Origin of the sequence: Brevundimonas sp. (assembly GCF_046293315.1) — a bacterium.
GTDB lineage: Bacteria > Pseudomonadota > Alphaproteobacteria > Caulobacterales > Caulobacteraceae > Brevundimonas.
Map to the genome: position 1 here is coordinate 129,815 of NZ_JBKBPF010000005.1, position 22,436 is coordinate 152,250.

A 22,436-nucleotide genomic window follows, 5' to 3' on the forward strand; every position below is an offset into this window, starting at 1 on the left:
TGACCTGGTTCAGGCCCAGACGCCGTAGGGGTCCACGTAATCCATGCCCAGGGCTTCGGCCACGGCGGGATAGGTGATCTTGCCGCCCAGCACGTTCAGACCCCGCGCCAGATGCGGATCCTTCTTCAGGGCGTCCAGACCATGATCGGCCAAGGCCAGGCCGAAAGGCAGGGTGGCGTTGTTCAGGGCTTCGGATGAGGTGCGCGGGGCGGCGCCCGGCATGTTGGCCACGCAGTAGTGCACCACGCCGTCGACCTCATAGGTGGGGTCCTCGTGGGTGGTGGGGCGGCTGGTCTCGAAACACCCGCCCTGGTCGATGGCCACGTCCACCAGCACCGAGCCGGGCTTCATGCGCGACAGATGCTCGCGCTTGATCAGCTTGGGCGCGGAGGCGCCGGGCACCAGCACCGCGCCGATGACCACGTCGGCCTTGAGGATCTCTTCCTCGATGGCGGTGAGGGAGGAGAAGCGGGTGATGACCCGGCCCGAGGTGGCCTCGTCGATCTCGCGCATGCGGGGGATGGAACGCTCCAGCACCACCACCTCGGCGTTCAGGCCCAGGGCCATGCGGGCCGAGTTCATGCCGACCACGCCGCCGCCCAGAACCACCACGCGGGCGGGCGCCACGCCGGGCACGCCGCACAGCAGCAGACCCATGCCGCCGTTGTGCTTCAGCAGGGTCTCGGCGGCCGAGAAGACGGCGATGCGGCCGGCTACCTCGGACATGGGCGCCAGCAGCGGCAGACCGCCCTTGGCGTCCGTCACGGTTTCATAGGCAATGGCGGCGCAGCCGGACTCCAGCAGGCCCCTGGTCTGATCAGGATCGGGCGCCAGGTGCAGGTAGGTGAACAGGATCTGGTCCGGCTTCAGGCGCGGCCATTCAGTCTTCTGCGGCTCCTTCACCTTCACGATCATCTGGGCCTGATCGAACACGGCGACGGCGTCGGGCACGATCTTCGCGCCGCAGGCCTCATAGGCGTCGTCGGCGAAACCGGCGCCCAGACCGGCGCCCTTCTCGATCAGGACCTCATGGCCACGGGCGGCGTATTCGCGCACGGCGGTGGGGGTCAGGCCGATGCGGTGTTCGTTGGGCTTGATTTCCTTGGGGACGCCGACGCGCATGATGATCTCTCCCTGAGCATGGTCCCGGTGACGGGTTGAGCCCAATCTACGCCCGGGCGTCGGGCAGGTTCCTGCTTCTTTTCATCGCCTGGTCCGCGTAAACGTGCAGAATATTGCGTCAGGAGTCACCATGAAGACCGTTTCCGCCGTTGAACTGGACGCTACCGACCGAAAGATGCTGCGCACCCTGCAGGACGACGGGCGTATCAGCAATGTGGATCTGGCCCGGGCGGTGAACCTGTCGGAGTCAGCCTGCCTGCGCCGTCTGCGGGCCATGGAGGCGGCGGGCGTCATCAGCCGCTACACCGCCATTATCAATGAGCGGGCCGTGGGCTTGCCCATCAGCGTGTTCGTCACCGTGACCCTGTCGTCCCAGTCCGAAAGCGCCCTGACCGCCTTCGAGACCGCCATCGCCACCGTGTCCGAGGTGGTGGAATGCCACCTGATGACCGGCGGCTCGGACTATCTGCTGCGTCTGGTGGTCAGGGATGTGGATGACCTGGAGCGGGTCCACTCCAAGGAGCTGACTCGCATCCCCGGCGTGACGCGGGTGTCCTCGTCGGTGTCCATGCGCACGGTGGTCAAGCGCGGGGCCTTGCCGGTCTGACCTAGCGCAGGTTCAGGGTCACCGCCTTGATGTCCAGATACTCCTCGATGCCGTGGACCGAGCCCTCGCGGCCGTAGCCGGACTGCTTGACCCCGCCGAACGGCGCCACGGGCGTCGAGACCATGGCGGCGTTCACGCCCACGATGCCGTTCTCCAGCCCCCGGGCCACGCGCATGGCGCGATCCAGATCGCGGGTGAAGACGAAGGAGGCGAGGCCATAGGGGCTGGCGTTGGCCTTGTGCAGAACCTCGGCCTCGCCCTCGAACGAAAACACGGGGACCAGCGGGCCGAAGGTCTCTTCCTCGCGGAACAGGGCGTCGTCGCCGCCCAGGGTCACGGTGGGCTGGAAGAATCGCCCGCCCAGCGCGTGGCGCGAGCCTCCGGTCAGCACCTTGCCGCCCGCCGCCTGAACCTTCTTCAGGTGGTCCTCCACCTTGTCCAGGGCCTTGTCCTCGATCAGTGGGCCGACCTTCACTTCCGCCTCGAAGGCGTTTCCGACCTTGAGCTTCGCCACCTCGGCGGCCAGCCGGTCGGCATAGGCCTCGGCGATGGAGGCGTGCGCATAGACCCGGTTGGGGCAGACGCAGGTCTGGCCGGCGTTGCGGAACTTGCCCTTGATGGTCTCGGCCACGGCCAGGTCCAGGTCGGCGTCCTCGAACACGATCAGGGGCGCGGCGCCGCCCAGCTCCATGGAGACCCGCTTGAGCGTCGGGGCGCACTGCTCGGCCAGCTTGCGGCCCACGGGGGTGGAGCCGGTAAAGGACAGCTTGCGGATCAGGGGCGAAGCCGTGAGGACGCCGCCGATGGTCGCCGCGTCGCCGGTTATGATCGAAAGGGCCCCCTTGGGCAGGCCCGCTTCATAGGCCAGTTCGACCAGGGCGATGGCGGTGAAGGGGGTCTGGCTGGCCGGCTTGACCACCGCCGTGCAGCCCGCCGCGAAGGCCGGGCCCAGCTTGCGGGTCAGCATGGCGGCCGGGAAGTTCCACGGCGTGATCAGGGCGCATGGACCCACCGCCTCCTTGAAGGTCACGATCAGATGGCCCAGCGGGGTGTCCTGGGTTTCGCCCAGAATGCGCTCGGCCTCGCCCGCCGACCATTTGATGAAGCCGTTGGCGTAGGCGACCTCGCCCTTGGCCTCGGCCAGGGTCTTGCCGTTCTCAAGCGACATCAGACCCGCGATGCCCTCGGCGTTTTCGTCGATCAGGGCGGCCCAGCGGCGCAGGAAAGCGGCGCGCGCGTGGGGGTCCGATCGGGACCAGTCGGGAAAGGCGTCGTGAGCGGCTTTGACGGCGCGCTCGGTCTCGGCCGCGCCGAGGTCCGGCACATGCCCGATGATCTCGCCGGTGGCCGGATCGTCCACGGCGATGCCTTCACCCTTCACCGGGATCGCCTCGCCCGCGATCAGGGCGTGCTCACGGATGAGGGCGTGACCGGCGGCCTTGGGATCGGACATATTGAATCTCCTGGCGATAGGGGCGGCCTACCAAATGCTAGGCGGCGGCCGGGTACACAAGGTCTGCAAAGCGTTCGGGTGTGATCCGCACTCACTCTGCGCCAGCGTAGATTGCGTGGCCCCAGCCAGTCCAGACACACGAAAGCCCCGAAGCCGTGAGGCTGCGGGGCTTCCTGGAGCTTAATCGGCTTGAGCCGTGATCAGCAGGTCTGGCCTTCGGCGCACTGCTCGACAGCCTGACCGGCGGCCTGGGCGTCCTGGCCAACGCCGGAGATGGTGTTGCAGGCGGCGACGGTCATCAGGGCGGCGGCGGCCGCGATGGCGAAAATCTTGCGCATGGTGTTGCTCCTAGGGCCCCGGCGGCGCCGGAGCATGACAGTGACGGTCAAGCTAACGCGCCCGTGACAAGGGTGTTCCGTCAGGATGCGTGTAGCGACGAAGGCGGGGGCGCTGGCTTCGGAAAGGTCAGCCGCGCAATCATGCCGCCCTGCTCCGGCGTCTCGAACTCGAGCGTCCCACGAAGTTGTCGGGCGAAGGCGGTCATGAGGGTGCGGCCCACGCCGTCCGCCAGAGCCGAGGCGTCCGCTCCCGGCCCATCGTCCTCGACCTCAAGCACACAACGATCTTCCCTGACGCGGAATCTCACCTTGAGAGATCCGCCCCGGTCCGCGAACGCGTGCTTCTGGGCATTTGAGATGGCCTCGACGGCCCACAAGGCCAGCGGCGCGAGACGGTCCGGGTCGATGACGAGGGAGTCCGCCGAAACCTCGCTGGAAACCACCGGACCTCGTCCCGACTCCGAAGCGACCAACTGCCCTGTCAGTTCGCGGAGGAAGTCCGCCAGGTCCGCCTCGCGGATATCCTCGCTCTGGTAGAGGGTGCGGTAGATCAGGGCCAACGCCGATATGCGCTGGCGCGTGTCGCCGATAGCGGCCCGAGCTGTCGGGTCGGTCAGGACCCTTTGCTGCATGCTGAGCAGGGACGAGATGATCTGCAGGTTATTCTTCACCCGGTGGTGGATTTCGCGCATCAGCGCGTCTTTCTCAGCCAGCGACTTGGTGAGCTCACGGTCCCGTTCGCCGATAGCTTCGGCCATCTCGTCCAGGGTGCGCGCCAGAACCCGAATCTCCGCCGGAGCGTTCTCGGCTTGCACGGGGCGCACCGTGAACCGGCCCTTGGCGTAGATCGAGGCAACCCTTTCGAGATAATCCAGCCATCGAATGACGATGCGCTCGGTGAAGATCATCACCGCCAGAAAAGCCATCAGCCAGGCGGCCAGGGGCAGAAGCAAGGTACCGGTGGGGTTGAGCTGAGCCCAGGACAGAAGCCCCGGATCCGGCGTCGACAGCAGCACATAGATATCCCTGCCGGCCAGGGCCGCGCCCGCGTAAAGGCGATCACGGCCAGACGCGTCGCGCGCGCGAAATTCCACCGCCCCCTGACGCGCCCGATCCACCCACCCGGTCAGACCATCAGCGTCCTCCGTGAGGAAAGCGTCCATGTCTGTGGCGGTGAGAATGGCGCCCGACGCATCAGTCAAGGCCACCTGGGTGCCCTCGGGCAAGGCGCGGTCGCTGAGATCCGGCTGTAGCGCTGACAGGGGGATAATCGCCGCCAGAACGCCGTCGAAGGCGCCGAGGGGCCGTTCTGAGCGCACCGCCGCCAGCAAGGACGGTTCGGTCGCCAGCCAGTCCGGCGCGCGCGTGAGGACCACGGCCTCACCGCCCTGAATTCTTGAAAACCAGGGGTCGCCGCTGACCGTAAGGTCGCCCTGGACAGAAGTGGACGCACAGGCCACCCGGCCCGTCGGGCTGAACCGGTAAAGCGCTTCGTAGCCGTCTATGTCCGCCACGAGCGCGCGCAAGCGCGGCGCGCAATACAAGCCCAGCGACTCCGGACGCAGCACTTCCAGCAGGACAGTGGCGCTGTCCACCCTCGCCTTGGCCGTGGCGGCGCTACGTTCGGCGGCGAGAACCAGATCGTGCCGCCGGTCCTCCGCCTCACGCTGAAAGGCCGATTGGGTCTGAACCGCGCTTAGCAACAGGATCGGCAACAGGGCCACCGCCATGGCTGCCGCCAGACGGAATCGAATCCCCTGAGCCCTGGAGGAGCGCCGCCCCAACCGGACCACGCCCTAACCCTGCCGCTGCGCGCTCAGCCGGTCCGCATCGGCGAGAATGGAGCGCATGGCATCGCCGGCGGCCTTGCCGTCGCGGGCATAACCACCGCGCTCCAGCGTCTGTTGCAGCGCCCGGCGGGCACGGCTGACCCGGCTCTTTACGGTGCCGACGGCGCAGTTGCAGATCTCGGCGGCCTCCTCGTAGGCGAAGCCGCCTGCTCCCACCAGAACGAGAGCCTCGCGCTGCTCTTCCGGCAAGCTGGCCAAGGCTAGGCGCAGTTCATCCAGCGCCACAGGGGCTTCCGGATCATCCACCGCCACCAGAGTGCGCTCCGCCGCTTCCTGGTCCAGCTGCGACTGACGCCATGACCGGCGCTTTTCCGAATAGAACTGATTGCGCAGGATCATGAAGGTCCAGGCCTTCATGTTGGTGCCCATCTGATAGCTGGCGCGGGCGTCCCACGCTTTCATCATCGCGTCCTGCGCCAGATCATCAGCGGCCGTCGGGTCGCCGGCCAGTGTGCGTGCGAAGGCGCGCAAATGGGGGATCAGGGCGACAAGCTGTGTCTTGAAGGCGTCGTCGTCCGCAGAAGGCGGCTTGGGAGCCGCTGATCGCGCGCCCGTCATGAGCCACCCTCGGCCTTCTGGTCGGCCTTGCGAAGAATATCCAGGAATTCGTCCGGCACCGGCTCGTTGACCACCTGGTCGAACATGTGCCGGAGCTTGACCCCTATGGCTTGCTGGCGCAGGCGCGCCTCCTCCAGCCCGCCGTCTCCGTCCTCCGGCGGTTCCGGAGTGTGACGGGGAGGATGTGATTGATCGATCATGAAGCGCTTGCCGCCCGACTCTTGATGATGCGCACGCCATTAGCGTGTCAGTGCGGGACGGGAACGCCTTCCTGCAATGGGAGTTCCTGCATGAAGCCGTTTTAATGCTCAAGCTTGCATCGCGGTCGGGAACCGTTGCGCTACGGATACGTTGGTCCAAATCAGGCCTCGGCACGACCGGGCCGACTGAACTGCACTTTGTCGGGGAAATTCAAGTATGAGCCTTCTGGCGAGACTCGCGCCTCATCTGCCCTATGTCCGCCGCTATGCACGCGCGCTGACCGGCGACCAGAGCACGGGCGACAACTACGTTCGCGTTGCGCTTGAGGCCCTGGCGGCCGGCGAGCAGCAGCTGCCGGCTAGCATGACGCCCCGCGTCGCCCTGTATCACGTTTTCCACACCATCTGGGTCGCAACCGGCGCCAGGCTGGAGGACAAGAGCGGGCTCGAAAGCGGCGATGATGCCTCTCAGAGACTGATGAAGATCGCGCCCAAGTCTCGCCAGGCATTCCTGCTGACCGCGCTGGAAGGTTTCACGCCCTCCGAAGCCGCCCAGATTCTGGGTGCGGAACTGAGCGACATTGAAAGTCTGATCGGTGAGGCCCAGCGTGAGATAGACGCCGAATTGGCCACAGATGTCCTGATCATCGAAGACGAACCCATCATCTCGGCCGACATCGAATCCCTGGTCAGGGAGCTGGGGCATAAGGTTTCGGCCACAGCCACCACCCACGACGAGGCAGTGGACGCGGTGTCACGCCATCGCCCGGGGCTGGTTCTGGCAGACATCCAGCTGGCTGACGGCTCTTCGGGCATCGATGCGGTGAAGGACATCCTCAAGAGCATCAATGTGCCGGTGATCTTCATCACCGCCTTCCCCGAACGTCTTCTGACCGGGGAACGGCCGGAACCGACATTCCTGATCACAAAACCATTCCAGCCTGAGACGGTGAAAGCGGCGATAAGCCAGGCGCTGTTCTTCCATCCTGCGCGCCAGAAGGAAGTCGCCTGACTTCCCGTTCAGACCTCAGGAAGAAAAAGGCCCGGCTTTCGCCGGGCCTTTTTTTGGTTCCTACTCCGGCGTGGTCGGTTGCACGCCGTCCACAGGGGCCGGGGGCCCTGAGGCGTCTCCCTCGAAGGTCGCCGCGGCCGACCGTTCGTCCGCCGGGGTCTCCAGATCGCCCATCTGCTCCTGCGTTCCGCCCCACAGAAGCATGTAAAGCAGCACAATCAGCGCCAGCGAGACAACCATGACCACGAGGATGCGGACGCCAGAGCGTCCCTGACGTGCGCGCTGGGGCGAAACGACCTGGCCGTGGTCCTTGTCGCCATCTGGGGCTCGGCCCTGGTCATGCGGCGGCTGGTGGGTCATGAAATTCACTCCGGTTTGCCCGTACAGGGCTGTGATTCTGTTACTGCCATAACGTCGGCCTGGCTGGGCTGTTCCGAAGCGCAGCCTTCGGGCGCGAAGCGGCGAAATTATTTCGTCGCCTGCGGAACTTGCCCAGTGCCCCGGTGTTTTCATGATGCGGAGGCGGCGACGCCCCCCCGACTTGAGACCGGCGCAAGCCGGTCTGTCGCCTCCGCGCCTCATTCTCGATGATGCTGACTGGGCGGGCTCCCTCAAGGGGCCCGCCCTTTTTCTTGCCCGCGTATCGACAGGCGAGCGCCGCGCCGCCAAGGTGCGTCCTGAAAGAAAACGTCTTCAGTGGAGGTGAACATGGCTCTGACTAACCGTGAATGGATTCTGCGTCAGCGCCCCAAGGGCCTGGTCCAGCCGAGCGATCTCGAACTGGTTGAAAGCCCTGTTCCGGCCCTCAACGAAGGCGAGGTGCTGGTCCGCACCGTCTATCTGTCCCTGGATCCTACCAACCGCACATGGATGAACGATGCGGAAGGCTATCTGCCCGCTGTAAAGCTGGGGGAAGTCATGCGTGGTCTGACGCTGGGCGTGGTCGAGGAGAGCCAATCGGGCCGATTCAACAAAGGCGATATCGTTACCCCGATGTCGGGCGGCTGGGCGCTGTACGCCGTCGTTCGAGAGGACGCGCTGCGCCCTGTGCATCGCGCGCCTGGCCTGCCGCTGACGGCCAATCTCAGCGTCCTGGGCATGACCGGGCTGACCGCCTATTTCGGGGTCACCGACGTGTGTCGGCCTGAGCCGGGTCAGACCATGGTGATTTCCGCCGCTGCTGGCGCCGTCGGCTCCATCGCGGGGCAGATCGCCAAATTGAAGGGGGCCCGGGTCATCGGGATCGCCGGCGGGCCCGAGAAATGCCGCTGGCTGACCGAGGAGCTCGGCTTCGACGGCGCGGTCGACTACAAGAACGAGGATGTGGGCGAGGCGCTGGACCGCCTGGCGCCCGACGGCATCGACATCAATTTCGAGAATGTCGGCGGCGACATCATGAACGCGGTCTGGAATCGCATGAATGTCCACGGCCGCATGGCGGTGTGCGGCCTCATCTCCGCGTACAACGCCACGCGCCCGCCCCCCTCGCCCAATTTCGCGCGCATCATCACCCACCGGCTCAATATCCAGGGCTTCCTTGTGCTGGATTACGCCCCGCGCGCCCGGGAGATGGTCGCCGAGATGGGACCATGGCTGGCCGATGGTAAAGTCCAGTGGAAGGTCCATGTGGATGAAGGGCTGGAATCGGCGCTCGACTCGTTGAACCGCTTGTTCACGGGCGACCATGACGGCAAGCTGCTGGTCAAGGTTTCCGAGGAGCCCGCCTGAGCATGACTGAATCGGCCGATTTCCTGCATTTCGAGGACATTCAGGTCGGTCAGGTCATTCCCATGGGGGCCTGCGCCGTGGACGGCCAGGCGCTGGACGGCTTCATTGAGCGGTTCGCCCCGCACTGGTCCGCCGGCGACGGCGCCCCCGAGGCGATGGTCTATGCCCTGTGGCGCAGGCTGGCCGACGACGCCGAACGCGGCATGGCCCTCAGCAAGGGGCTGGCGGTCGACGCCCTGCGCTTCTCGCGCAATCCGCCTGTGGGGGAGTTGCTGCGTGGACGGCTGACGGTGATGGGCAAGGATCCGGTGGGCGATACCCGCGGAGTCGTCATTGCCCAGCACGATCTGCTCGATGAGGATGGGCGTCTCGTCTTCTCCTGCCTGACCCGAACGCTCCTGATGCGGCGCTGACCCCGGCCCGCACGGCGGACATGCAGAAGGCGGCGGATTACTCCGCCGCCTTCTGGAAATCAGCACCGATGATCAGGCGTTGGCGGCCGGCGGCGCCGTGTTGGCGCGTTCGAACGTCATGGCCACAAGACGGTCCCAGCCCAGCAGCGACACCAGGTGGGCGTAAATCTGACCGAGGGCGCCGTTGTCACGCAGTTCGGCCAGCTTCTTGGCCGGCAGCTTCTTCAGTTTCTCTTCTGACACGGCGTGGTACTCGGCCAGTCGCTGCACCTGACCGGGCGTCCCGTCAGGATTGCGCGGGGTGAAGTTGGCTTCCTTGACTTCAAAAAGGTCCAGTTCCTCCAGCATTTCGACAAAGCGGACGGTGCGCTGGCGCTCGGTCTCGAAGTCGTTGCAGAACTTCATGGCCTGTTCAGTGAAGCCGGACGGCTTGCCGCCCTCGAACAGGGGGACGGTTCCACCTTCGGCGACGAACGGCGCGGCCCGATCAATGCACAGCACCATGCGCTGGTTCTGGTCGTCGTTGGCGAAAACGAACGGATAGCGCCGCACGAAAGCCGGAAGGTAGGCCGAAGCCTGATACTGGCCGCCCTCGGTGACGAACAGATTCTGGTCCTGACGCAGACCCATGACCGCAACCGGCGACTTGGGCTGACCCAGGAAAACCACCGGGAACGACAGGGCGGCGGGAGCGAACTCAGTCACTGTCAGGGGCACCAGATTGGTGCCGCTCACGAAGGAATAGGGCTTTTCGGCCTGGTTCACACCCAGCTTTCCGTGAGTGTCCGCGTTGAGCGGTTCCGGCTTGCTGTAGAACAGGACATTGCCGCTGAGCGGGCTATCGGTCGCTTGTGTGTCGGACATGAAGTCAAGGCTCGGTGTGAAAGGGAAGCATGCGTTTAACCCAAGGCGCCGTGATCGGCAACGCAGGGGGCGGATTGCGGATTGTGGCGGGAACCACTAGCTGAAGTACATGGGCGAAGCATGCGCACACCATCGGCACGACACGGGTCTCGACACGGACGATCTGCGCACCGCCCTCGGCGAGGCCGAGGCCCGCTGTATCCGTCGGGGCGAGCGCATGACAGAGCCGCGCCGCAGGGTGCTGGAACTGCTGCTGGCTTCCGGCGAGCCGGTCAAGGCCTATGACCTTATCGCGGCCTATGGCGCCGACGGCCAGGCTGCCAAGCCGCCCACCGTCTACCGCGCCCTGGAATTCCTGGAACGTCAGGGCCTGGCCCACCGCATCGCGTCCATCAGCGCCTATGTGGCCTGCAGCCATGGGGAGCGTTCCCATGCGGCGGCGTTCCTGATCTGCGACTGTTGCGGCGCGGCGGTGGAAGTCAGTCCGCCCGCCATGGCCGGCCTCGGCGAGCCGGCCGCCGAGCATGGCTACGTCCTAGAGCGGGTGGCCATCGAAGGGCATGGGCTGTGCCCCGAGTGCCGCCGACCCGCGGCCGACGCCTGAGCCCGCAGCCGCCATCGCCCGCGTACTGGACTGTGGCCGCTCCGGACCCGCAGGGCGGCGCCCTGTCGGTTATGGATATCGGGGACAGCGCCCGAGCGCCGGACATGGTTTTCGTGCATGCCAACGGGTTCAATGCGCGCACGTACAGAACCCTCCTGGGACCTTTGGCCCGCAAGGCGCGCATCCTGGCGCCGGATCTGCGCGGCCACGGCCGGAGCACCCTGCCCGCCCCGCCGGGCTGGCGCCGGTCCTGGCGTGACCTGCGCGACGACATCGTCTGTCTCATCGACACGCTTGAAGGTCCGCCCATTGTTCTCGCGGGCCATTCCATGGGGGCGGTCGTCGCCTTGCTGGCGGCCGGTGAAAGGCCCGACAGGGTTCGAGGCGTCGTCATGCTGGATCCGGTCATCCTGCCCCGCCCCACGGCCCTGGCCATGAGCCTGCCGCTGCTCGGCCGCGTCGCGCGGCGCTATTCCCTGGCCACCAACGCCTTGCGGCGCCGCGACCGCTTCGAGAGCCGGGCGGCGGCCATGGACGCCTATCGCGGACGCGGCGCCTTCAGCGGGTGGCCTGAGGCCGTTCTGTGCGATTATGCTGCTGACGGGTTCCGCGACGCGGAGGACGGGGTCGAGCTGGCCTGCGCACCGGGATGGGAGGCGTCCAACTATGCCGCACAAGGATGCGATCCTTGGCCGGTTTTGCGCAGCGTGGGCCGGCCGGCTTCTATCCACAAGGCCGAGCACAACTCGACCTGCAGCATCGCACCGGGCCAGATTGCGGGCGTCGAAGTGTCGACGGTCGCGGGCGGGAACCACTTCTTTCCGCTACTGAAGCCGGCGCAGACGCGGGCGACCCTGAAAACGGCGCTGGACGCCGCCTAGGCAGCCGCTTCCCCGGCCGTCAGCCTCCGTCAGACGTCGGCGCGCTGGGCGGTCGTGGCGTTGAGCACGGCCTGAAGGGCGTCGATTTCGATGGGCTTGCGCAGAACGCCGTCGGCGCCGGCTTTCAGGTAACGCGCCACATCCTCGTCGAATACGTTGGCCGTCAACATGTGGACCGCGGTGCGCGGGCGGTTGGAGGCGGCCTCCTCGGCGCGGATCACGGTCAAGGCCTCGACGCCGTCCATGACGGGCATCATCACATCCATCAGCACCAGATCGAAGCGGTTCGCCCGCAGGGCTTCCACCGCTTCCCGGCCGTTCTCCACCAAAGCCAGGTCGACGCCAAAGGACTGGAACAGCAGGGCCAACAGCTTACGATTGGCGGGGTGATCCTCTGCGGCCAGAACGCGGGGCGCCTGGACCAGGGCGTCAGGCGCGCGGGGGGCTTCGGGCGCGACGACCGGAGCAAGAGCCGCCTGCTCAGCGGTGAAGCGGAACCAGAAAACCGCACCCTGCGGCCGGGCCGGGCGGACGCCCAGTGCGCCGCCCAGGGCCTGGACGCTGGCTCGGCACAGGGCCAGCCCAAGGCCCGAACCGCCGGCCGCGCGTCCCGCGGCGAGCTGTTCGAAAGGCTGGAAGATGCGGTCGCGCTGGTCCTCCGGCACGCCGGGGCCTTGATCGTGCACCTCGAAGTCCAGGTCGATTCGGCCGTCCGGGGCGGGCAGGGCGCGGGCCAGCATGCGGACCGTTCCGGACGGCGTCAGTTTCAGCGCGTTGGACAGATAGTTGATCAGAACCTGCTCGACCCGGCCCTCGTCGGTCAGAACGATGAAGTTCGTCCGCTCGCCCTGGAGTTCCACTTCGAGGCGCAGGCCCAGTTCCTCAACCCGCGCGCGCCAGACGCGGGCGATCGCTTCCATCCGTTCGCCGATGTCGACAGGCGCCAGGTGAAGGTCGACCTTGCCCGATTCGATCTTTGAGATGTCCAGAGCGCCGTTCAGCAGGCGCAGCAGCATGCCGCCGGCGTCGGCCATGTCATCGACCACAGCGGCTACGGCGGGTTCGGATGAGGGACGACGGGGGCCGCGCAACACCTCCGTCAGGCCCATGATGACGTTCAGGGGCGTTCGAACCTCATGGCTGATCATGGCCAGGAAGCGGGACTTGGCCTGATTGGCCTGCTCGGCCGCCGCACGATCGGCCTCCGCCTGGGCCAGGGCGTCCTGAAGTTCCCGCGAGCGCTCCACAACCGAGACCATCAGTTCAACTCCCTCGCGGTCGCTGCGCCACTGGCGCCAGGCGGCGGCGATGACGCCCAGGATGAACAGGGTCGCGCTCAGCTGAAGCGCCACATCCCCGGGGGCCTCGGCGAAGGTGATATACAGGAGGGCGGTCGCGGGCGGCAGGACGGCGGCTACGAAACTGCGCCGGCTGACGTGGACCTGGAGAGCCCCGACCATAAGGCTGCCGATGAGCAGAAGCAGCGCATAGGTCAGATGGGCTGGTTCCGCCAGCCACCCGGCCAGGGAGAACAGGGCGTTATGGGTGGCGAGGCCAAGGGTGACGGCCTCGCTCCACAGGCCGAGCCTGCGCCCGGCCCCGGCCGCCTCGGGATGCAGGCGCGCATCCTGAACCGCCCGCCAGAGCAACGCATAGAGACCGTACTGGGCGATCGCGAAACTGGCCGCCCACCCCCAGCCCAGAACGATGACGGCGAGAATGACGATGCCGGCGATGGTGACCAGACGAACCGGGAACATGTCGCGGTAGCGATCAGCGTACGCGCGCACATAGTCAGTATTGTAGATCACGTCGAACTCACACCACTCATACAAGCTTTGCCATACACGGCGGAGCTTAATGAGGCCTCAACCGCTGGGCGTCAGCCGACTTTCACCCGTGTGGCCGCCTCGGGCAGGTCCTCGCCGAAGGCGCGCTGATAGAACTCGGCAATGGTGGGACGTTCCAGCTCGTCGCACTTGTTCAGGAAGGTCAGGCGGAAGGACAGGGCGACGTCGCCCCCGAAGATCAGGGCGTTCTGGGCCCAGGTGATGACCGTGCGGGGACTCATGACCGTGGAGATGTCACCGTTCATGAAGGCGTTTCGGGTCATGTCGGCCACGCGGACCATGGCGGCGATCTTGCGGCGACCTTCCGCGTCGCGCCACTCGGGCACCTTGGCGGCCACGATCTCGGCCTCCACATCGTGGTCCAGATAATTCAGCGTGGTGACGATGCTCCAGCGGTCCAGCTGGGCCTGATTGATCTGCTGCGCACCGTGGTAAAGGCCGGTCGTGTCGCCCAAGCCCACGGTGTTGGACGTCGCGAACAGGCGGAACCAGCGATTGGGGCGAATGACCCGGTTCTGGTCCAGGAGGGTCAGACGTCCCTGTGCCTCCAGCACCCGCTGGATCACGAACATCACGTCGGGACGCCCGGCGTCATACTCGTCGAACACCAGGGCGACGGGACGCTGAATGGCCCAGGGCAGGATGCCCTCGCGGAACTCCGTGATCTGCTTGCCGTCCTTCAGGACAATGGCGTCCTTGCCGATCAGGTCGATGCGGCTGACGTGGGCGTCCAGATTGACCCGCACCATGGGCCAATTCAGTCGCGCGGCCACCTGCTCGATGTGGGTCGATTTGCCGGTGCCGTGGTAGCCCTGAACCATCACCCGGCGGTCGAAGGCGAAGCCAGCGCAGATGGCCAGGGTGGTCTGGGGATCGAACTGATAGGCCTCGTCCAGATCAGGCACATGACTGTCCTTCGTATCGAAGCACGGGACCGTCATGTCGGAATCGACACCGAACGCCTCCCTGACCGTCACCTTGCGGTGCGGCTCCAGCGTCAGCATGGGATCGGGCGATGCGTCGAGGGGAGAGGGGGCCATGGTGTTCATCTAGAAACTCCGCGCCGCCGGGTCCAGCGGGTCGACACCGGCCACAAAGAAAAAGCCCCTCGCCGAGGCGAGGGGCTCCTTCTGAAATCCAAACAACCGAAAGCTTAGTTGTTTTCGCTGCTCTCGCGAATCTGGTCGGCCTGGGCGTCGGCCCGGTCCTGAACGGCGTCGGCTTCTTCGTTCAGGGCGTCGCCTCGCTGGTCCATGTTCTGATCGTATGCGGCGTCGGCCTGCTCTTCCAGCTGGGCGGCGGTCACGTCGGCTTCCTGCTCGACCAGTTCAGCCTGTTCTTCGGCGACCGGGTCGGCGGGTTGGCAAGCGGCCAGAGCGAAGGCGGCGAAAACGCCGGTCGTCAGAATGGCGATCTTCTTCATGGGAAGTGTCTCCGTTGGTGTGGAGCCTGAAGAACCCGCCCAAGCCGAAAAGGTTCACGGGTTCGTGAGAAAAGGCCTCAATCGCGCCCGATTCGAACGTCGACATTGCCGCGGGTGGCGTTGGAGTAGGGACAGACCTGATGGGTCTTTTCCAGAATATCATCGGCCAACTCGGGGGGCAGGCCATGTCCGGTCACCTTGATCTCGATGTCCAGATTGAAGCCGTCGCCCTTGTCGTTCTTGCCGAAGCCGACGGTCGCCTGAACCGCCGTATCTGCAGCGACAGGGTGCTTCTCGCGGCCGGAGACCAGCCGCAGGGCGCCGAGGAAGCAGGCGGCGTAGCCGGTGGCGAACAGCTGCTCAGGGTTGGTCCCCTCGCCGCCCTTGCCGCCCATCTCGGTCGGCGTGGACAGCTTCACGTCGATCTTGCCGTCGTCGGTGCGCGAGCGACCGTCTTCGCGTCCGCCGCCGGTGGCCGTCGCATGGGCCTTGTAGAGCACGTCCATCTTGATCTCCCTGTGTGTGAGACCGGGATGTAGGCGCCGCTGCGGGTCCGCGCTATGCCAGCCCATGCCCGAACTTCCCGAGGTCGAGACGGTGCGGCGCGGCCTGGAGCCGATCCTCACCGGCGCGCGCCTGACCCATGTGCGCCAGAACCGGCCGGATCTGCGTTTTCCCTTTCCGGCCGACTTCGTCGCTCGTCTGGAGGGAGCGACGGTGCAACGGGTGGACCGGCGCGCCAAGTATCTGCTCATGCCTCTGTCCACCGGCGAGACCTGGGTCTCGCATCTGGGCATGACCGGCCGCTTCACCCTGGACGGCCGTCAGCTGGGCGAGTTCGAGGATCCCGCGCCGATCACCGGCAAGCACGAACATGTCAGCCTGTGCGCTGACGGGCCGGCCGGACGCACCCGCGTGGGCTTCGCCGACGCCCGCCGGTTCGGCTTCATGGATCTGATTCCGACCGATGAGGTGGAAGTTCACCCCTGGTTTGCAGGTCTGGGGCCCGAGCCGCTGGGAAACGCCTTTTCCGCCGTCCATCTGGCTGACGCCCTCAGGGGCCGGAAACAGTCCATCAAGGTCAGCCTGCTGGACCAGCGCATCGTCGCCGGCCTGGGCAACATCTATGTCTGCGAGGCCCTGTTCCGGGCCGGGATCTCGCCCCTGACGGCGGCCGGCAAGGTTTCGCGGCTGCGACTGGAGCGGCTGACCGGCGATATTCGCGATGTGCTGAACGACGCCATCACGGCGGGCGGCTCAACCCTTCGCGACTTCGCCAACGCCGACGGGGGCCAAGGCTACTTCCAGCACAGCTTCGACGCCTATGGACGCGAGGGCGACGCCTGCCGCACCCCGGACTGCACGGGCGTCATCCGCCGCACGGTCCAGGGCGGCCGCTCGACCTTCTGGTGCCCGGTCTGCCAGAAGCGGTGACCGGCCAGCCTGGCCAGACGATCATAAAATGGAGAAGTGGCGCACCCGACAGGATTCGAACCTGTGACCTCTGCCTTCGGAGGGCAGCACTCTATCCAGCTGAGCTACGGGTGCGTGAGCGGGCCGGGACCCTTCGCGAGGGCGGTGCTTACAGCATGGGCGGCGGGCGCTCAATCCGCAAATCGCAAGCCGTTCACTGGCCTCGAGACTTGGCGCGGCGCAAGGCGCGCCCTAGCCTGAGGAAAACTAGGAAGGAGACGCGCCATGAGGCGGACCCGCATCATTGCAGCCCTGTGCCTCGCGGGAGCCCTGGGCCTGACCGCCTGTTCCGGTCGCAGCGACGACAGCCTGAACGCCATCGCCCAGGACTATGTCATCATGACCCTGGAAATCGGCGAGCGCGAAGAGGGCTATGTGGACGCCTACCACGGCCCCGCGGAATGGGCCGAGACGGCGCGGTCGAACCCGCGCACGGTGGAACAACTCCGCGCCGCCGTCGCCGCCCTGACCCAGCGCCTGGAACAGCTTTCCACGCGCGGCCTGTCAGAAGAGGAGGTTCAGCGCCGGGCCTATCTGATCGCCCATGTGCGCGCCGCCGGGACGCGTCTGCGCATGATCGCGGGCGAAGAGCTGGCGTTCGCGGACGAGGCGGAGGGCCTGTTCGGCATCCGCCCGGACACACCGGCCCTGTCCACCTATGACGACACCCTGGCGCGGATCGCCGCCCTGATTCCCGGAGAGGCGCCGCTGCACGAGCGCGTCGCCGAATTCCGGGGCCAGTACGTCATTCCCCGCGACAGGCTTGACGCGGTGATGCGGGCGGCCATCGACGAATGCCGCGTCCGCACCGCCCGCCATTTCGACCTGCCCGAGAACGAGCGCTTCACCCTCGAGTTCGTCAACGACCAGCCGTGGTCGGGCTACAACTGGTACCAGGGAGACGCGGTCAGCCTGATCCAAATCAACACCGATCTGCCCATCTACATCGATCGGGCGGTGGATCTGGGCTGTCACGAGGGCTATCCGGGCCACCATGTCTACAACGCCCTGCTGGAGCGCACTTTCGTGGACGAGAAGGGCTGGATGGAGATGAGCGTCTATCCGCTTTACAGCCCTATGTCCTTCATCGCCGAGGGCAGCGCCAACTACGGCATCGACCTGGCCTTCCCGGGCGAGGAGCGGGTGCGGTTCGAGCGGGAGGTCCTTTATCCGCTGGCCGGCCTGGATCCCGCTACGGCCGATCAACAGGCCGAACTGCTGGGCCTGATGCGCGGGCTGCAGCGAGCGGAATACACCATCGCCGCCGATTATCTGGCGGGGCGTATCGACCGCAACAGGGCGCTGGACCAGCTGCAGGCCTATTCGCTGGTGGCGCGGGAGCGGGCGGAGCAGCGCTTGTCCTTCATCGAGCGCTACCGCAGCTATGTCATCAACTACGGCCTGGGCCGGGACATGGTTCAGGCCTGGGTGGAAAGCCAGCTGGGCGATCGTTGGGACGTCACCGAAGGGCTTCTGTCGTCCCAGACCCTGCCAACGGACCTGCAGAACTAGGCAGGCTCGCCGTCGGGGTCGCTGTCGTCCAGAACCGCCGTGACGGCCATGTCGGCGCTGACGTTGCCGAGGGTGCGGAAGATGTCGGGGATCACCTCCACCGCCAGCAACAGGGGCAGCAGCTCCAGCGGCACGCCCAGCGCCAGGCAGATGGGCGCCATGGAGGTGAAGAAGGAGACCTGGCCAGGCAAACCCACGGTGCCGATGCTGACCGCCACGGCCACCAGCCCCGCCGCCGCCATCTGGCCGATCGTAGGCTCCAGCCCGAATACGTGGGCGATGAACAGCGCCACGGCCAGATTGGCGACCGGACTGGTGATGCGGAAGATGGCCACCGCCAGGGGCAGAACCAGGCCAGCCACGCGCTCGGGAATACCGAGGAAGTCCTGGGCCCGCTCGACCATCACGGGCAGGGTGCCCAGCGACGACTGGGTCGAGAAGGCCACCGCCTGAACGGGCACAAGGGCGCGGGCGAAGCGGGCGACCGGCACACCGCCGCCCAGGGCGGCCAGGGGATAGCTGACCAGAACGGTGACGATGCAGGCGCCGGACACCAGCACGATGTAGTGGATCAGGGCCGGGGCGGAACCGAAGCCGCTGCGCAGGCCCAGCACCAGGGCCAGGGCGAACACGCCGATGGGCGCGGCCAGCAACACCCAGCGCACGATGATGATCATGATCTGGGCCACCGCCTCGAACACATTGACGATCAGGACGCGCTGGTCAGGCGGCAGGCGGGTGGCGGCGAATCCGAAGAAGGCGGCGAACAACACCAGCGGCAGCACAGCGTTCTCTGCCGCCGCGCGCACGGGGTTCGCCGGGGCCAGCGACATGAGCCACTGGGCGAAGCCAGCCCCCTCAGCCGCCGCCTCAAGACCTTCCGCAGAGGCGCCCCCCGCGCCGGTGATCAGGGCCTGGGCGGCCTGGGGCGCTACCGGCCACACCGCCAGCACCAGCGGGATGACCATCAGGGTCAGGGCCGACGCCAGGACCACCAGCCCGACGAACAGGGCCACGGCGCGCGCCGCCAGCCGGCCCGTGGCCGCCGCGTCCGAGGCCGCTGCGATGCCGACGACCACCAGCGAAAAGACCAGCGGAATCACCGTCATCTGCAGGGTGTTCAGCCACAGGCCGCCGACCGCCTCGATCCCGGCCACCACGCCCGGGCTGATGACCATGTCCCAACCCTGAACCGTGGCGCCGATGCCGAGGCCGATGATCAGGGCGAGCAGGACGCGGGCGCTGAGGGAACGAAGAAGGGCGGTCATGAACGGCTCCGCGTGACGAGAGCCTGATCGGTTGAAGCCATCATGCTCGAGGGCCGCGAGCCTTAGCTGATTTTCCGTCCGCGTCGAACCGAGCCGCGCTGTCAGCCGTTGGAAGACGGGCTTACGACCTAGCGGGGCTGGACGGTCAGGGCGGCCTGATCCGGCGCGCCGAGACCGCGCGGACAGGCGCTCGGAGCGTAGTCCAGGTCGTAGCACAGGCGGATCTCGCGCAGTCGCCCGTCGTCGGTCGTGGCCAGATAGACGCCGTCGCGGCGTAGATGGGGGTTGGCCTCGACCCAGGCCTCCCGGAGCGCGCCCGCCGTGGTGCGCGTCGGCGGCTCGGGCAGGGTCAGGGCGTTCCAGAGTTCAGCCGACTGGTCGAAATAGGCGTCCGGGTCGTCCCAGCCGCAGGTGCCGTGGGCGGCCCATTCGTGCTGGAGCAGGGACTCCGACGGCATCATGCAGAAATGTTCGCGCACCTCGGCCTCGGTCATGGCGCGGGCGGGGGTGACCGAGCAGTAGCGCGGATGGTCGCCCTCGGCCGCATTGGGCCACAGGCCGTGCAGGAAGTAGCCCACGTCCCGGTCCTGGGGCGTCAGGGCGTAGCCGCGTCCGTCACGGTTGTTCTCCTGCCAGTAGGGGCCCCACGCGACGGCCAGCATGTAGTAGGCGACCTCGGCGTCCGCGACGATCTCGTCGGGCTCTGGCGTCTCCGGCCCCACGGGGCGCAGGCGGTCCGGTACGGCGCAGGCTTGGGCGGCCGGGGCCAGGGCCTCGGGCGCAGGCGCCTCGGGCTGGGACCGGCAGGCGGCGGCGAGAAGGATCAGCGGGATCAGGGCAAGGGCGCGAGTCATGTCGGGTCTTCTAGCGGCTGCGTGTGACGGCTGCGACAAATTGTGCGCGCCGCGCCTTGTGATCGGTGGATCGAAGGCCATCTTGTCGGGACCGCACAGCTTAGGGGGCCGGGATTCATGTCCGCCGTATCCATATCCGGCCTCACCAAGACCTACGCCGGCGGTCATCAGGCCCTGAAGCGCGTGGATCTGGAGATCGCCAAGGGCGAGATCTTCGCCCTGCTGGGCCCCAACGGCGCGGGCAAGACCACCCTGATCAGCATCGTCTGCGGCATCGTCAATGCGACGACGGGCACGGTGAGCGCCGGCGGCTTCGACATCCAGAAGGACTATCGCAAGGCCCGATCCATGATCGGCCTGGTGCCCCAGGAGCTGACCACCGACGCCTTCGAGACGGTTCTCGCCACCGTCACCTTCAGCCGCGGCCTGTTCGGCAAGGCGCCGAACCCGGCCCTGATCGAGCAGATTCTTCGCGACCTGAGCCTGTGGGACAAGAAGGACGCCAAGATCATGACCCTGTCGGGCGGCATGAAGCGCCGTGTGATGATCGCCAAGGCGCTGAGCCATGAGCCGGAAATCCTGTTTCTGGACGAGCCCACCGCGGGCGTGGACGTGGAGCTGCGCCGCGACATGTGGAACCTGGTCCGGGGCCTGCGTGAGAAGGGCGTGACCATCATCCTGACCACCCACTACATCGAGGAGGCCGAAGAAATGGCCGACCGGGTGGGGGTCATTTCCAGGGGCGAACTGATCCTGGTCGAGGAGAAGACCGCCCTGATGAAGAAGCTGGGCAAGAAGCAGCTGACCCTGAACCTTCAGGAGCCGATGACCGCGATCCCGCCGGAGCTGTCGGAGTGGGCGCTGGCGCTGAAGGCGGACGGGGCCGAGCTGGAATACGTCTTCGACGCCAACGCCGAACGCACCGGGGTGCCCAGCCTGCTGCGCAAGCTCAGCGACATGGGCATCGGCTTCAAGGATCTGAACACCCGCCAGAGCTCGCTTGAGGACATCTTCGTGGGACTGGTGCACGACAGCGCGCGCGATGCGCCCAAACAGGAGGCCGCGCGATGAACGGCTATGGAATCTGGGCCATCTACCGGTTCGAGATGGCCCGCGCCCTGCGCACCGTGTGGCAGAGCATCGTCACCCCGGTGATCACCACCTCGCTGTATTTCGTGGTGTTCGGCGCCGCCATCGGCTCGGCCATGACCGAGGTGAACGGCGTGCCCTACGGCGCCTTCATCGTGCCCGGGCTGGTGATGCTGAGCCTGTTCACCCAGTCGATCTTCAATGCCTCCTTCGGCATCTATTTCCCGAAATTCACCGGCACCATCTACGAGATCCTGTCAGCGCCGGTCAGCTACATCGAGATCGTCATCGCCTATGTGGGCGCTGCGGCCACCAAGTCGATCATCCTGGGCGTCATCATCCTGGCCACCGCGCGGCTGTTCGTGCCGCTCGAGGTGCTGCACCCCCTGACCATGATCACCTTTCTGGTGCTGACGGCGGTGACGTTCAGCCTGTTCGGCTTCATCATCGGCATCTGGGCCCAGGGGTTTGAACAGCTGCAGTTCATTCCCATGCTGGTGATCACGCCGCTGACCTTCCTGGGCGGATCGTTCTATTCCATCGACATGCTGCCCGGCGTGTGGCGCACCATCAGCCTGTTCAATCCGGTGGTCTATCTGATCTCAGGGTTCCGCTGGAGCTTCTTCGGCACCTCGGACGTGAACATCGGCATCAGCCTGGCGGCGACTCTTTGCTTCTTCGCCATCTGCCTGGCGATTGTGGCCTGGATCTTCAGGACCGGATATCGGCTGAAGAGCTAACGATCAGTTCGGCAGCGGCTCGGGAAACTCCAGTCGCGACGTGTCGTAGCCCAGTTCGCCAGCCCGCCGGACCAGGGCGTCCAGTTGCGCCTGGGTCGGGACCTCGCGGGTGTAGATGAACAGCTTGTCGAAAGACGGATCCGAGGAGATGAACCAGCTGTAGTCGTCGGCCCGGTCCAGCACCCAGTATTCCCAGACCACCAGCCACAGGTAGCGGACGCGAAGTTTGGCGTTGGTTCCCGGATCGACAAAGGTTCCCACGCCGGAGATGGCGCGCTCGCGACCCTCGGGCGTGTCCACCCGGCAGGTGTCACGCACATCCACCTTCCCGTCGTCGCGCAGCGCATAGGCGGTGGCGGCGGCGACGCAGCCCTCGGTGATGTCCATGGGCAGGCGGCCCACTTCCAGCCAGCGGCCGGAATAGAAGCGCTCGGCGTCGATGGGCTTCAGCGGCTGAGGCGCGCCGGGGCCGGAGCCGGCGCCGCTGAGGCTGGCGCATCCGGCGAGAGCCAGGATCAGGGCGGCTGCGGCGATCAGGCGGAAGACGGGCATGGGGGGCTCCAGGGCTGGGGTCGCTCCCAGCTACGGGGCCGCGCC

The 22,436-nt window shown here is 66.6% G+C and carries 25 protein-coding genes and 1 tRNA gene; 10 read left to right on the forward strand and 16 right to left on the reverse strand.

From position 1 onward, the window contains the following. Nucleotides 1-9: 9 nt before the first annotated feature. Nucleotides 10-1,122 (reverse strand): alanine dehydrogenase, encoded by a 1,113-nt coding sequence (gene ald, locus ACK4SE_RS06295; RefSeq protein ID WP_409690047.1) that lies wholly within the window; start codon nucleotides 1,120-1,122, stop codon nucleotides 10-12. Nucleotides 1,123-1,252: 130 nt separating this feature from the next. Here ald and ACK4SE_RS06300 point away from each other — a divergent pair, with 130 nt between their 5' ends. Continuing rightward, nucleotides 1,253-1,729, forward strand: a complete 477-nt coding sequence (locus tag ACK4SE_RS06300) for an Lrp/AsnC family transcriptional regulator (RefSeq protein ID WP_409690050.1) — start codon at nucleotides 1,253-1,255, stop codon at nucleotides 1,727-1,729. 1 nt (nucleotide 1,730) lies between these two features. Here ACK4SE_RS06300 and ACK4SE_RS06305 read toward each other — a convergent pair whose 3' ends face one another. The 5 genes from ACK4SE_RS06305 to ACK4SE_RS06325 form a co-directional block, all read right to left on the reverse strand. Then, a complete protein-coding gene (locus tag ACK4SE_RS06305) occupies nucleotides 1,731-3,182 on the reverse strand; it encodes an NAD-dependent succinate-semialdehyde dehydrogenase (RefSeq protein ID WP_409690053.1) in 1,452 nt (483 codons plus the stop codon). A gap of 200 nt (nucleotides 3,183-3,382) precedes the next feature. After that, nucleotides 3,383-3,520, reverse strand: coding sequence for an entericidin A/B family lipoprotein (locus ACK4SE_RS06310; RefSeq protein ID WP_409690056.1), 138 nt, complete (start codon nucleotides 3,518-3,520; stop codon nucleotides 3,383-3,385). 80 nt (nucleotides 3,521-3,600) lie between these two features. Further along, nucleotides 3,601-5,250, reverse strand: coding sequence for a sensor histidine kinase (locus ACK4SE_RS06315; RefSeq protein ID WP_409690059.1), 1,650 nt, complete (start codon nucleotides 5,248-5,250; stop codon nucleotides 3,601-3,603). Between the two features lie 66 nt (nucleotides 5,251-5,316). Further along, nucleotides 5,317-5,928 carry a sigma-70 family RNA polymerase sigma factor gene (locus tag ACK4SE_RS06320; RefSeq protein WP_409690062.1) on the reverse strand — a complete coding sequence of 204 codons (612 nt, stop codon included), beginning with the start codon at nucleotides 5,926-5,928 and terminating at the stop codon, nucleotides 5,317-5,319. Beyond that, the gene (locus tag ACK4SE_RS06325; RefSeq protein WP_409690065.1) at nucleotides 5,925-6,128 is read right to left on the reverse strand and encodes a NepR family anti-sigma factor; all 204 of its coding nucleotides are present in this window, start codon (nucleotides 6,126-6,128) and stop codon (nucleotides 5,925-5,927) included. Before ACK4SE_RS06325 ends, ACK4SE_RS06320 begins: the two co-directional genes overlap by 4 nt. Nucleotides 6,129-6,345: 217 nt before the next feature. Between ACK4SE_RS06325 and ACK4SE_RS06330 the strand changes: the two genes are divergently transcribed. After that, entirely contained in the window at nucleotides 6,346-7,140 is a 795-nt protein-coding gene (locus ACK4SE_RS06330) for a response regulator (protein ID WP_409690068.1), read from the forward strand. Between the two features lie 60 nt (nucleotides 7,141-7,200). Here ACK4SE_RS06330 and ACK4SE_RS06335 read toward each other — a convergent pair whose 3' ends face one another. Continuing rightward, on the reverse strand, nucleotides 7,201-7,500 hold the full coding sequence (locus tag ACK4SE_RS06335; protein WP_409690070.1) for a hypothetical protein: 300 nt from the start codon (nucleotides 7,498-7,500) through the stop codon (nucleotides 7,201-7,203). Between the two features lie 348 nt (nucleotides 7,501-7,848). Here ACK4SE_RS06335 and ACK4SE_RS06340 point away from each other — a divergent pair, with 348 nt between their 5' ends. Both ACK4SE_RS06340 and ACK4SE_RS06345 read left to right on the forward strand, forming a co-directional pair. Next, entirely contained in the window at nucleotides 7,849-8,868 is a 1,020-nt protein-coding gene (locus ACK4SE_RS06340) for an NADP-dependent oxidoreductase (RefSeq protein ID WP_409690073.1), read from the forward strand. 2 nt (nucleotides 8,869-8,870) lie between these two features. Beyond that, the gene (locus tag ACK4SE_RS06345; protein ID WP_409690076.1) at nucleotides 8,871-9,281 is read left to right on the forward strand and encodes an acyl dehydratase; all 411 of its coding nucleotides are present in this window, start codon (nucleotides 8,871-8,873) and stop codon (nucleotides 9,279-9,281) included. A gap of 72 nt (nucleotides 9,282-9,353) precedes the next feature. Here ACK4SE_RS06345 and ACK4SE_RS06350 read toward each other — a convergent pair whose 3' ends face one another. After that, nucleotides 9,354-10,145 carry a SapC family protein gene (locus tag ACK4SE_RS06350; protein WP_409690079.1) on the reverse strand — a complete coding sequence of 264 codons (792 nt, stop codon included), beginning with the start codon at nucleotides 10,143-10,145 and terminating at the stop codon, nucleotides 9,354-9,356. Nucleotides 10,146-10,254: 109 nt separating this feature from the next. On the opposite strand from ACK4SE_RS06350, the gene ACK4SE_RS06355 reads away from it, so the two are divergent. Then, complete coding sequence (locus tag ACK4SE_RS06355; RefSeq protein ID WP_409690082.1) at nucleotides 10,255-10,749, forward strand: Fur family transcriptional regulator; 495 nt, start codon at nucleotides 10,255-10,257, stop codon at nucleotides 10,747-10,749. Nucleotides 10,750-10,853: 104 nt separating this feature from the next. Next, complete coding sequence (locus ACK4SE_RS06360) at nucleotides 10,854-11,630, forward strand: alpha/beta fold hydrolase (RefSeq protein WP_409690085.1); 777 nt, start codon at nucleotides 10,854-10,856, stop codon at nucleotides 11,628-11,630. Between the two features lie 29 nt (nucleotides 11,631-11,659). On the opposite strand, the gene ACK4SE_RS06365 is transcribed toward ACK4SE_RS06360, so the two are convergent. From ACK4SE_RS06365 to ACK4SE_RS06380, 4 genes are all read right to left on the reverse strand, one after another. Next, nucleotides 11,660-13,441 carry a response regulator gene (locus ACK4SE_RS06365; protein ID WP_409690088.1) on the reverse strand — a complete coding sequence of 594 codons (1,782 nt, stop codon included), beginning with the start codon at nucleotides 13,439-13,441 and terminating at the stop codon, nucleotides 11,660-11,662. Nucleotides 13,442-13,512: 71 nt separating this feature from the next. Further along, complete coding sequence (gene cobS, locus ACK4SE_RS06370; protein ID WP_409690311.1) at nucleotides 13,513-14,520, reverse strand: cobaltochelatase subunit CobS; 1,008 nt, start codon at nucleotides 14,518-14,520, stop codon at nucleotides 13,513-13,515. Between the two features lie 113 nt (nucleotides 14,521-14,633). Continuing rightward, nucleotides 14,634-14,903 carry a hypothetical protein gene (locus tag ACK4SE_RS06375; protein ID WP_409690091.1) on the reverse strand — a complete coding sequence of 90 codons (270 nt, stop codon included), beginning with the start codon at nucleotides 14,901-14,903 and terminating at the stop codon, nucleotides 14,634-14,636. Nucleotides 14,904-14,980: 77 nt separating this feature from the next. Next, on the reverse strand, nucleotides 14,981-15,409 hold the full coding sequence (locus tag ACK4SE_RS06380; RefSeq protein ID WP_409690094.1) for an organic hydroperoxide resistance protein: 429 nt from the start codon (nucleotides 15,407-15,409) through the stop codon (nucleotides 14,981-14,983). Nucleotides 15,410-15,473: 64 nt separating this feature from the next. Here ACK4SE_RS06380 and mutM point away from each other — a divergent pair, with 64 nt between their 5' ends. Beyond that, a complete protein-coding gene (mutM, locus tag ACK4SE_RS06385; protein ID WP_409690097.1) occupies nucleotides 15,474-16,337 on the forward strand; it encodes a bifunctional DNA-formamidopyrimidine glycosylase/DNA-(apurinic or apyrimidinic site) lyase in 864 nt (287 codons plus the stop codon). A gap of 37 nt (nucleotides 16,338-16,374) precedes the next feature. Here mutM and ACK4SE_RS06390 read toward each other — a convergent pair. Beyond that, nucleotides 16,375-16,451 (reverse strand) — tRNA-Arg (locus ACK4SE_RS06390). Nucleotides 16,452-16,601: 150 nt separating this feature from the next. On the opposite strand from ACK4SE_RS06390, the gene ACK4SE_RS06395 reads away from it, so the two are divergent. Continuing rightward, a complete protein-coding gene (locus tag ACK4SE_RS06395; RefSeq protein WP_409690100.1) occupies nucleotides 16,602-17,888 on the forward strand; it encodes a hypothetical protein in 1,287 nt (428 codons plus the stop codon). Here ACK4SE_RS06395 and ACK4SE_RS06400 read toward each other — a convergent pair. Both ACK4SE_RS06400 and ACK4SE_RS06405 read right to left on the reverse strand, forming a co-directional pair. Further along, nucleotides 17,885-19,156, reverse strand: a complete 1,272-nt coding sequence (locus ACK4SE_RS06400) for a dicarboxylate/amino acid:cation symporter (protein ID WP_409690102.1) — start codon at nucleotides 19,154-19,156, stop codon at nucleotides 17,885-17,887. The two genes, ACK4SE_RS06395 and ACK4SE_RS06400, sit on opposite strands and share 4 nt — an antisense overlap. A 128-nt stretch (nucleotides 19,157-19,284) precedes the next feature. Continuing rightward, entirely contained in the window at nucleotides 19,285-20,010 is a 726-nt protein-coding gene (locus ACK4SE_RS06405) for a ribonuclease T2 family protein (RefSeq protein WP_409690105.1), read from the reverse strand. A 117-nt stretch (nucleotides 20,011-20,127) separates the two neighbouring features. On the opposite strand from ACK4SE_RS06405, the gene ACK4SE_RS06410 reads away from it, so the two are divergent. Continuing rightward, complete coding sequence (locus ACK4SE_RS06410; RefSeq protein ID WP_409690108.1) at nucleotides 20,128-21,081, forward strand: ABC transporter ATP-binding protein; 954 nt, start codon at nucleotides 20,128-20,130, stop codon at nucleotides 21,079-21,081. Next, the gene (locus tag ACK4SE_RS06415) at nucleotides 21,078-21,839 is read left to right on the forward strand and encodes an ABC transporter permease (RefSeq protein ID WP_409690110.1); all 762 of its coding nucleotides are present in this window, start codon (nucleotides 21,078-21,080) and stop codon (nucleotides 21,837-21,839) included. The genes ACK4SE_RS06410 and ACK4SE_RS06415 overlap by 4 nt, the downstream gene beginning before the upstream one ends. Nucleotides 21,840-21,842: 3 nt before the next feature. Here the strand turns inward: ACK4SE_RS06415 and ACK4SE_RS06420 are convergent, their stop codons facing one another. Continuing rightward, the gene (locus tag ACK4SE_RS06420) at nucleotides 21,843-22,391 is read right to left on the reverse strand and encodes a lipocalin family protein (protein ID WP_409690113.1); all 549 of its coding nucleotides are present in this window, start codon (nucleotides 22,389-22,391) and stop codon (nucleotides 21,843-21,845) included. Nucleotides 22,392-22,436 lie beyond the last annotated feature (45 nt).

Bases quoted from the DNA above. Each gene is read 5' to 3' on its own strand.
- ald (WP_409690047.1), bottom strand. From the start codon at position 1,122: ATGCGCGTCGGCGTCCCCAAGGAAATCAAGCCCAACGAACACCGCATC.
- ACK4SE_RS06300 (WP_409690050.1), top strand. From the start codon at position 1,253: ATGAAGACCGTTTCCGCCGTTGAACTGGACGCTACCGACCGAAAGATG.
- ACK4SE_RS06305 (WP_409690053.1), bottom strand. From the start codon at position 3,182: ATGTCCGATCCCAAGGCCGCCGGTCACGCCCTCATCCGTGAGCACGCC.
- ACK4SE_RS06310 (WP_409690056.1), bottom strand. From the start codon at position 3,520: ATGCGCAAGATTTTCGCCATCGCGGCCGCCGCCGCCCTGATGACCGTC.
- ACK4SE_RS06315 (WP_409690059.1), bottom strand. From the start codon at position 5,250: ATGGCGGTGGCCCTGTTGCCGATCCTGTTGCTAAGCGCGGTTCAGACC.
- ACK4SE_RS06320 (WP_409690062.1), bottom strand. From the start codon at position 5,928: ATGACGGGCGCGCGATCAGCGGCTCCCAAGCCGCCTTCTGCGGACGAC.
- ACK4SE_RS06325 (WP_409690065.1), bottom strand. From the start codon at position 6,128: ATGATCGATCAATCACATCCTCCCCGTCACACTCCGGAACCGCCGGAG.
- ACK4SE_RS06330 (WP_409690068.1), top strand. From the start codon at position 6,346: ATGAGCCTTCTGGCGAGACTCGCGCCTCATCTGCCCTATGTCCGCCGC.
- ACK4SE_RS06335 (WP_409690070.1), bottom strand. From the start codon at position 7,500: ATGACCCACCAGCCGCCGCATGACCAGGGCCGAGCCCCAGATGGCGAC.
- ACK4SE_RS06340 (WP_409690073.1), top strand. From the start codon at position 7,849: ATGGCTCTGACTAACCGTGAATGGATTCTGCGTCAGCGCCCCAAGGGC.
- ACK4SE_RS06345 (WP_409690076.1), top strand. From the start codon at position 8,871: ATGACTGAATCGGCCGATTTCCTGCATTTCGAGGACATTCAGGTCGGT.
- ACK4SE_RS06350 (WP_409690079.1), bottom strand. From the start codon at position 10,145: ATGTCCGACACACAAGCGACCGATAGCCCGCTCAGCGGCAATGTCCTG.
- ACK4SE_RS06355 (WP_409690082.1), top strand. From the start codon at position 10,255: ATGGGCGAAGCATGCGCACACCATCGGCACGACACGGGTCTCGACACG.
- ACK4SE_RS06360 (WP_409690085.1), top strand. From the start codon at position 10,854: ATGGTTTTCGTGCATGCCAACGGGTTCAATGCGCGCACGTACAGAACC.
- cobS (WP_409690311.1), bottom strand. From the start codon at position 14,520: ATGGCCCCCTCTCCCCTCGACGCATCGCCCGATCCCATGCTGACGCTG.
- ACK4SE_RS06375 (WP_409690091.1), bottom strand. From the start codon at position 14,903: ATGAAGAAGATCGCCATTCTGACGACCGGCGTTTTCGCCGCCTTCGCT.
- ACK4SE_RS06380 (WP_409690094.1), bottom strand. From the start codon at position 15,409: ATGGACGTGCTCTACAAGGCCCATGCGACGGCCACCGGCGGCGGACGC.
- mutM (WP_409690097.1), top strand. From the start codon at position 15,474: ATGCCCGAACTTCCCGAGGTCGAGACGGTGCGGCGCGGCCTGGAGCCG.
- ACK4SE_RS06395 (WP_409690100.1), top strand. From the start codon at position 16,602: ATGAGGCGGACCCGCATCATTGCAGCCCTGTGCCTCGCGGGAGCCCTG.
- ACK4SE_RS06400 (WP_409690102.1), bottom strand. From the start codon at position 19,156: ATGACCGCCCTTCTTCGTTCCCTCAGCGCCCGCGTCCTGCTCGCCCTG.
- ACK4SE_RS06405 (WP_409690105.1), bottom strand. From the start codon at position 20,010: ATGACTCGCGCCCTTGCCCTGATCCCGCTGATCCTTCTCGCCGCCGCC.
- ACK4SE_RS06410 (WP_409690108.1), top strand. From the start codon at position 20,128: ATGTCCGCCGTATCCATATCCGGCCTCACCAAGACCTACGCCGGCGGT.
- ACK4SE_RS06415 (WP_409690110.1), top strand. From the start codon at position 21,078: ATGAACGGCTATGGAATCTGGGCCATCTACCGGTTCGAGATGGCCCGC.
- ACK4SE_RS06420 (WP_409690113.1), bottom strand. From the start codon at position 22,391: ATGCCCGTCTTCCGCCTGATCGCCGCAGCCGCCCTGATCCTGGCTCTC.